Raw genomic sequence first — 7,053 nt, 5'->3', positions numbered from 1 at the left:
GACTTAACAAAGTCCTACTAGGCCCTGTATCAAAGTGGGTCACGGGGTCGGGCGGTCAGCGTCCGGGCAGGACGGGGGTCCAGAGGCTGAAGTGGGCGCCCCGCGGGTCCCGGACTCCCGCCATCGGCCCGATCCCCGTGGTGACCGGGTCGGCCGTGATGGTGGCACCCAGGTCGGCCGCCCGCCTCGTGGTCTCGGGCGATGTCGGCGGTGGCAAAGTAGACGTTCCACCGGTTCGGGCTGCCGGCGACCTGCTTCTTGACCACACCCGCGACGGCGTCGTCGCCGACGTGCAGGGTGGTCCACACGATGCCGCCGAGGTCGGCGGTGTGCGGGAGCAGACCCAGGGCCTGCTGGTAGAAGGCCGAGGCGGCGTCGGTGTCGTCGGTGAGCAGCTCGAACCATGCCACCGTGGCGGGCTCGCCGACCGGCGCCGCGCCCGGCTGCTGGTACGCCTGCCACAGCCCCACCGGCGCGTCGGTGGAATCGGTGACGAGGGCGGCCCGGCCGCGGTCGGCGCGGTCGTGCGGCGGGACGGTGACCCGGCCGCCGGCGTCACCGACGGCACGGACGGCCGTGTCGACGTCGTCGACGGCCAGATAACCGACCCACGCGGGCGAACCGGCGTGGTCGGCGCCCGGGGCTTTGATCGCGGCGACGACCGCATCGCCCAGGTACGCCCTCGCGTACGGGTCGGTGGCGGGCTCCGGAGCGTCGAAGCGCCAACCGAACAGTTCGCCGTAGAAGGCTTTGGCGGCCGTGTGGTCGTCGGTGTGCAGCTCGAGCCAGTTCGGCGTGCCGTGGGGGTAGGAGGTGCGGATCGGCATTACCACTCCTTTTCATCAGTCTAGACAGCCCTAGCCGAGTCGCCTGACCAGAATCCGGAAGACCTCCGGCGCGGCGCCCCTGAGCCGGGCCGGCAGCCGGAGCCAGCCGGGAACATACGACTCGGCGAGGTCGCGTTCGACAGCCGACACGATCGCGCGTGCGACCCGCTCCGCGGGTATCGGCTCTGGTCGCCGTCGGGCGTAGGGCGCCCCGCGCCGGTCGAAGAACGGCGTGTCCACGACTCCCGGCAGCACGACCGACACACCGATCTCCGACAGCTCGTGCCGCAACCCCTCGGCGAAGACGATCAATCCCGCCTTGGTCGCGGAGTACACCGCCTCCTCGCGGACACCTACCGCACCGGCGATCGAGGCGACGAAGACGATGTGTCCGCGACCGCGTGCGACCATGCCGGGCAGCAGCAGACGGGTCAGCAGGATGTGTGCGGTCAGGTTCACCGCGATCAGACGCTCGATCGCCTCGTCCGGCATTCGCGTGAGTGGGCCGGCCCATCCCACTCCTGCGTTGCCGACCAGTACGTCGACCGGCTCGGCCACGGCCGCCAGCTCGGCGGCACCGGTCGCGAGGTCGGCCGTGACCGGGTGTCCGCGGGTCTCTGCGGCCACGGCGTCGAGCCTGCGGCGGTCGCGCCCGGCCAGGACCAGCCGCGCCCCTGCCCCGGCCATCGCCCGGGCGGTGGCCGCCCCGATGCCGGAGGAGGCACCTGTGATCAGCACCCTGCTGTCTCGGAGCCGCATGTCAGATCACCGGGCAGCCGAGCAGGACCTCGGCGGGCGGGGAGGCGAACAACGCGGTGCCGCGTGCGACCTGCCGCTCGCGTTCGGCCGAGTCTCTGAGCCGGTCCAGCGCCGCCAGCAATCGCGCCGCGTCGGCGGCATGGACGCTCAGCCCTTCCCTGGCCATGGCGAGCGCGCCGTCCCGGCCGTGGCCGGGAATCGGCAGGTAGGAGATGACCGGCACGCCCGCCGCGAGTGCCTCCTTGCACGTGAGCCCCGCGGCGTTGTCGACCACCGCGTACGCGGTGGCCATCAGCTCGGGTAGGTCGTCGCGCCAGCCGAGCGCCACGCCCGTGCCGGCGGCCCGCAGCCGGCGCAGCAGCCGGCCGTTGTGCCCGCAGAGTATGACGGGCAGATAGCGCCCCGATCGAGCGAGAACGCGAGCCGTCTCCTCGACGCGTCCCACACCCCAGGCCCCGGTGGAGATCAGCACCAGGGTGTCGCCAGGTCGTGCGCCGATCCGGCCGCGTACCCTTGCCGGGTCGACGGCGGGTCGCCGGAACACCTCGCGTACGACGGGAGCGTGACAGGAGGCCGGACGTCCCGTCGCGGCGGCCACGCCGAGCGCCGCGGCGGCGGTCGGGCACAGGTAGCCGTCGTTCCCCGGGTGCAGCCAGAGCCGATGCACCGCGAAGTCGGTCAGCAGAACGGTGCTGGTGGCCGGCAACCGGCCGCGTTCCCGCAGATGTCCGGCCACCTGCGCGGCCAGGTGAAAGGTCGAAACGACCGCGACCGGCGGGTGCCTGCGGACCAGCGCCTCCAACCGTGCCGCGGCCAGTACCGTCAGCGGCGACGTCGACGGCGCCCGATCCGACACGAAGAAGATCTGGTAGACGACGCCGTACAACCAGGGCGCGCTGCGCATCGTCCAGCCGTACCACCAGCGCAGTGCCCGTCCCAGCCGCAGCGGTAGCAACTCCAGGACGTCGACCACCTCGGCCTCGACTCCGTGCGTGGCGAGCCGCCGGGCCAGTTCACCGGCGACCCCGTCGTGCCCCGCCCCCATACCCGCGCTCAGGATCAGCAGCCGGCTCGTTGGCATCGGCGCCCCCATCCCGCAGACTTGGCGTGATGAATCCCGTGGCAGTGACACTCGGGCTGACCGGCTTGGCCGCGCTCCATGTCGGCCCGGCCGCGACCTGGTTGCCGGTCGTGCGCCGCGCGCTGCCGCGGCTCGCCGGAATCGGCGCCACCGACCACGTGGCGCTGACGTTCGACGACGGGCCCGATCCGCGGTCCACTCCCCTGTTCCTCGACGAGCTCGAACGGATCGGGTGCCGGGCCACGTTCTTCGTCCTCGGCGAACTGCTCGAACGCCATCCAGACCTCGGTCGCCGCATCGTCGCCGGTGGCCACGAGATGGCCGTCCACGGCTGGCGGCACCACAACGCGCTCCTGACCCGTCCGGGCCGGGCCGCCGCCGAGATCGGCGCGGCCGCGGACCTCGTCACCGCGGTGACCGGCGTGCGGCCGACCTGGTATCGGCCTCCGTACGGCGTGCTGAGCGCCGAGACCCTGATCGCGGCCCGCGGGTCCCGGCTGCGGCCCGTGCTGTGGACCGCGTGGGGCAGGGACTGGACGGAATCGGCGACCCCCGCCTCGGTACTGGCCGCCCTGGCACCGGGCCTGCGCGGCGGCGCGACCCTCCTCTTGCACGACTCCGACCACACCTCGGCCCCCGGCGCCTGGCGTTCGGCGCTCGGCGCCCTTCCCGAGATCGTGGGCCTCTGCCGCTCCGCGCGGCTGAGCATCGGTCCTCTGCGCGACCATCGCGTCGACCGGCCCCTCATTCGACAATTCGGGGAACCGGCCGGATCGGGCCGGACGTGAGGCGCGCCATTTCCTCTGGTGCATCATCTCTCGTCTTTCTCCGGCTGAAGTAGCTGCGGGCGCGCCGACGCGGTTCACCGCCCCGTCCCGCACCCGACTCGGCGCCCATCTCACAATCCCTACCCAGGTCAGCACAGATGGACACGGAGTCAGCGACTACCCGAGAACATCACAGAAAGGGCTTGAACAAGCCCCGGTGACCTAAAAGATTCGGCAATCTATTGCGCTTACCACGGGCCGCCGAATAAAGTCCATTGCAGCGCTCCGCCGCGTTTATATGGCCGTATGTTGGAAAGCATCTCTTCATGCTTTCTGGTGATGTCAGGGACGCCGTCGCGGTCAAGGCCCGGCGGGAGAACTTCCCGGTCGCCTCATGCCTGCTCCCCCGCCGGTATCGGTGCCGGCTGATGGCCGTTTACGGTTTCGCGAGATTCGTCGACGACGTGGGTGACGAGGGCGAACCCGGAGACCGGCTGCGCAGGCTCGACGCCGTCGATGCCGACCTGATCCGCCTGTACGCGGGACGCACTCCGCGGCTGCCGGTCGTTCAGGAACTCGCCCGGACGGTGCGTCTGTGTTCCATCCCGGCCGAGCCGCTGCACCGGCTCGTCGAGGCCGGCCGGCGCGATCAGACGGTGACCCGCTACGACACCTTCGACGACCTGCTCACCTACTGCGAACTGTCCGCCAACCCCGTCGGGCACGTCGTCCTGCACGTGTTCGGCGCGGCCGTTCCGGCGCGCCTGGCCCTGTCGGATCAGGTGTGCTCAGCGCTGCAGATCATCGAGCATTGCCAGGACGTCGCCGAGGACTTCGCCAGGGGCCGCGTCTACCTGCCCGCCGAGGACCTGCGCCGGTTCGGCTGTGGCGACGGCGACCTGGTCGAGGCCGCGGCCCCGGCAAGGCTGCGCCATGTGATCGCCCTTCAAGCGGGGCGGGCGATGCGGATGCTCGAGGCCGGCGACCCCCTGGCCGCCTCGCTGAGCGGCTTCGCCCGTGCGGCGGTGGCCGGCTACGTCGCGGGCGGCCGCGCCGCCGGCGCCGCCTTGGGACGGGCCGGTCACGAGGTGCTGGGACACGCGGTGCGCCCGCGCACCTCCCGCCTGCTGCTCGAGTGGTCGCGGATCCTGGTGAGACGGAGCGAGGCGATCCGGTGAGCGTCTCCGCCGCCTACCGGCATTGTGAGCGGATCGTCCGCGCGCGGGCTCGGAACTTCTCCTACGGCATCAGGCTTCTGCCGCCGCCCAAGAGACGCGCGCTCAGCGCCGTGTACGCGTTCGCCCGCAGGATCGACGACATCGGTGACGGAGACGCGCCGGCCCTTCAGCGGCTGGCCGGACTGGCCGACGCGCGGGACGCGCTGCGCGAGGCGGTGCCGGACCACACCGACCTCGTCCTCGTGGCGCTACGTGACGCCGCCCGTCGCTATCCGATCCCCATGGACGCGTTCGAAGAGCTGATCGACGGCTGTGTCGCCGACGTGCGCGGAGCCTCGTATGAGAGCTCCGAGGACCTGCTGTACTACTGCCGGTGCGTCGCCGGGTCGGTCGGGCGCCTGTCACTCGGCGTGTTCGGCTCCGAAGAACCCGCCGAGGCCGCGCCGCTGGCCGACGCGCTGGGGGTGGCGCTGCAACTCACGAACATCCTCCGTGATGTGCGCGAGGACCGCCGGATCGGACGGATCTACCTGCCGGCCGAGGACCTCAAGCGGTTCGGATGCGCGCTGAACGTCGATCCCGACGGCAGGTTCACCGATGCGCCCGAGGACCTGACCGAGTTGATGCGCTACGAGGCCGACCAGGCGCGGGTCTGGTACGAGCGCGGCGTACGCCTGCTGCCGCTGCTCGACCGCCGCAGCGCGGCCTGCGCCGCGGCGATGACCGGGATCTACCGGTCGCTTCTCGACCGGATCGCGGCCGACCCCGTCAGGGCGCTCGGCACCCGGTTGTCGTTGTCGACCTGGGACAAGACGCTGGTGGCGGCACGGGCACTCACCGGAGCGAGGCGGTGAACGGCGCCTCGGAGCCGCCGGTCGCGATCGTGGGGGGTGGCCTGGCCGGCATCGCCGCCGCCATGGCGCTCACCGAGATGGGCCGCTCGGTGACCTTGTACGAGGCGCGGCCGAGGCTCGGCGGCGCCACCCATTCGTTCAGCCGGGACGGGCTGATGGTGGACAACGGCCAGCACGTGTTCCTCCGTTGCTGCACCGCGTATCTGGGCCTGCTCGCCCGGCTCGGCGCCGCCGGCCGGGTGTCGGTGCAGGACCGGTTCGACGTCCAGGTGCTCAGCCCGGAAGGCCGGGACGGGCGACTGCGGCGCTGCTCACTGCCCGGGCCGTTCCATCTGCTGCCGGCGCTGGCGCGATACTCCCTGCTCGCCCCGGCCGACCGGTTGCGCGCCGTACGGGGGTCGCTTGCGCTGCGCAGGCTCGATCCGGCCGATCCGGCCCTCGACCGGATTGATCTGGACGGCTGGCTGGCCACCCATGGACAACGCGGTGCGGCGCGGCGCCTGCTGTGGGAGCTGTTCGCGGTGGCGGCCCTGAACATCGATATGGAACAGGCCGCGGTGGGCGCGGCGGCGCTGGTCTTCCAGACCGCGCTGCTCGGCCGCGCGGACGCCGCCGACATCGGCCTTCCCGCGGTACCCCTCGGTGAGCTGCACGACGCGGCGGCGCGAGCCGCGATCGAGGCCCGCGGAGGCGATGTGCGCCTGTCGGCGAAGGTCAAGACCATCGAGCCCGGTCCGGCGATCGTCGTTGACGGCACCAGGATCGAGGCGTCCGCCGTCGTGGTGGCGGCACCTCACGAGCGCGCGGCAGCACTCGTTCCTCTCGAGGCGGCACCCGATCGAAACCGCTGGAACGGTCTCGGCGCGAGCCCGATCGTCAACGTGCACGTCGTCTACGACCGGCCGGTGACCGACCTGCCGTTCGCCGCGGCAGTGAACTCGCCCGTGCAATGGATCTTCGACAAGACCCGGGTCAGCGGGCTCGGGGACGGCCAGTATCTCGCCGTCTCGGTCTCGGCGGCGCAGCGATGGATCGACCTGCCGACCGCGCAGATCCGCACGGCGTTCGTGACGGCGCTCGAGCGGCTCCTGCCCGCCGCGCGGGGCGCGAAGATCACCGATTTCTTCGTCACGAGAGAACGCCGCGCCACCTTCCGCCAGGGCCCGGGCAGCGGCGCGCTACGTCCTCCGGCGACCACCCGATGGCCGGGGCTCTACCTCGCCGGCGCCTGGACCGACACGGGCTGGCCCGACACGATGGAGGGAGCCGTGCGCAGCGGCCTGAACGCGGCCTGCCTGGTCGGACGTCATCTGAGAAAGGAGATCGGCTGATGACGGCGGTCATCCCGCCGTCCGTGGCGACCGCTCGCGACCTCGTCGAACCCGTCCTGCGCGAGGCGGTCGGCCGCCTCGATCCGCTGACGGCACGCGTCGCCGGGTATCACCTCGGCTGGACCGATCCGGCCGGGCGCCCGGCCGTCGCCGGCGGCAAGGCTCTGCGCCTCACGCTGGCGGTGCTGTCGGCGCGAGCCGCCGGGGGCGACGACCGGCGGTGCGCGCCGTCCGCCGCCGCGGTGGAACTCGTGCA

7 protein-coding genes and 1 pseudogene are annotated in these 7,053 nt (G+C 72.1%); 5 read left to right on the top strand and 3 right to left on the bottom strand.

Annotated elements, in window-relative coordinates:
• Nucleotides 1–29 precede the first annotated feature (29 nt).
• The 3 genes from HKK72_RS33720 to HKK72_RS33710 are packed head-to-tail and all read right to left on the bottom strand — an operon-like array spanning nucleotide 30 to nucleotide 2,667.
• Entirely contained in the window at nucleotides 30–827 is a 798-nt protein-coding gene (locus HKK72_RS33720) for a VOC family protein (RefSeq protein WP_187238472.1), read from the bottom strand.
• A gap of 30 nt (nucleotides 828–857) precedes the next feature.
• Entirely contained in the window at nucleotides 858–1,586 is a 729-nt protein-coding gene (locus HKK72_RS33715; RefSeq protein WP_187238471.1) for an SDR family NAD(P)-dependent oxidoreductase, read from the bottom strand.
• Between the two features lies 1 nt (nucleotide 1,587).
• A complete protein-coding gene (locus HKK72_RS33710) occupies nucleotides 1,588–2,667 on the bottom strand; it encodes an MGDG synthase family glycosyltransferase (RefSeq protein WP_187238470.1) in 1,080 nt (359 codons plus the stop codon).
• 29 nt (nucleotides 2,668–2,696) lie between these two features.
• On the opposite strand from HKK72_RS33710, the gene HKK72_RS33705 reads away from it, so the two are divergent.
• The 5 genes and pseudogenes from HKK72_RS33705 to HKK72_RS33685 all read left to right on the top strand — a co-directional run.
• Complete coding sequence (locus HKK72_RS33705; protein WP_187238469.1) at nucleotides 2,697–3,455, top strand: polysaccharide deacetylase family protein; 759 nt, start codon at nucleotides 2,697–2,699, stop codon at nucleotides 3,453–3,455.
• A gap of 305 nt (nucleotides 3,456–3,760) precedes the next feature.
• Entirely contained in the window at nucleotides 3,761–4,612 is an 852-nt protein-coding gene (hpnC, locus tag HKK72_RS33700) for a squalene synthase HpnC (protein ID WP_187238468.1), read from the top strand.
• Nucleotides 4,609–5,466 carry a presqualene diphosphate synthase HpnD gene (gene hpnD / locus HKK72_RS33695; RefSeq protein ID WP_187238467.1) on the top strand — a complete coding sequence of 286 codons (858 nt, stop codon included), beginning with the start codon at nucleotides 4,609–4,611 and terminating at the stop codon, nucleotides 5,464–5,466. Before hpnC ends, hpnD begins: the two co-directional genes overlap by 4 nt.
• Nucleotides 5,463–6,797, top strand: coding sequence for a hydroxysqualene dehydroxylase HpnE (gene hpnE, locus HKK72_RS33690; protein ID WP_315987583.1), 1,335 nt, complete (start codon nucleotides 5,463–5,465; stop codon nucleotides 6,795–6,797). Before hpnD ends, hpnE begins: the two co-directional genes overlap by 4 nt.
• Nucleotides 6,797–7,053, top strand: a pseudogene (locus HKK72_RS33685) (polyprenyl synthetase family protein); the annotation flags it as partial. The gene hpnE and the pseudogene HKK72_RS33685, both read left to right, overlap by 1 nt.

Source organism: Actinomadura sp. HBU206391 (genome assembly GCF_014323665.1).
Classification (GTDB): Bacteria; Actinomycetota; Actinomycetes; order Streptosporangiales; family Streptosporangiaceae; genus Actinomadura_C.
The sequence above is the reverse complement of the archived record's forward strand: the minus strand, read 5'-3'. Positions and strand labels throughout refer to the sequence as shown.

Bases quoted from the DNA above. Each gene is read 5' to 3' on its own strand.
- HKK72_RS33715 (WP_187238471.1), bottom strand. From the start codon at position 1,586: ATGCGGCTCCGAGACAGCAGGGTGCTGATCACAGGTGCCTCCTCCGGC.
- HKK72_RS33705 (WP_187238469.1), top strand. From the start codon at position 2,697: ATGAATCCCGTGGCAGTGACACTCGGGCTGACCGGCTTGGCCGCGCTC.
- HKK72_RS33720 (WP_187238472.1), bottom strand. From the start codon at position 827: ATGCCGATCCGCACCTCCTACCCCCACGGCACGCCGAACTGGCTCGAG.
- HKK72_RS33710 (WP_187238470.1), bottom strand. From the start codon at position 2,667: ATGCCAACGAGCCGGCTGCTGATCCTGAGCGCGGGTATGGGGGCGGGG.
- hpnC (WP_187238468.1), top strand. From the start codon at position 3,761: ATGCTTTCTGGTGATGTCAGGGACGCCGTCGCGGTCAAGGCCCGGCGG.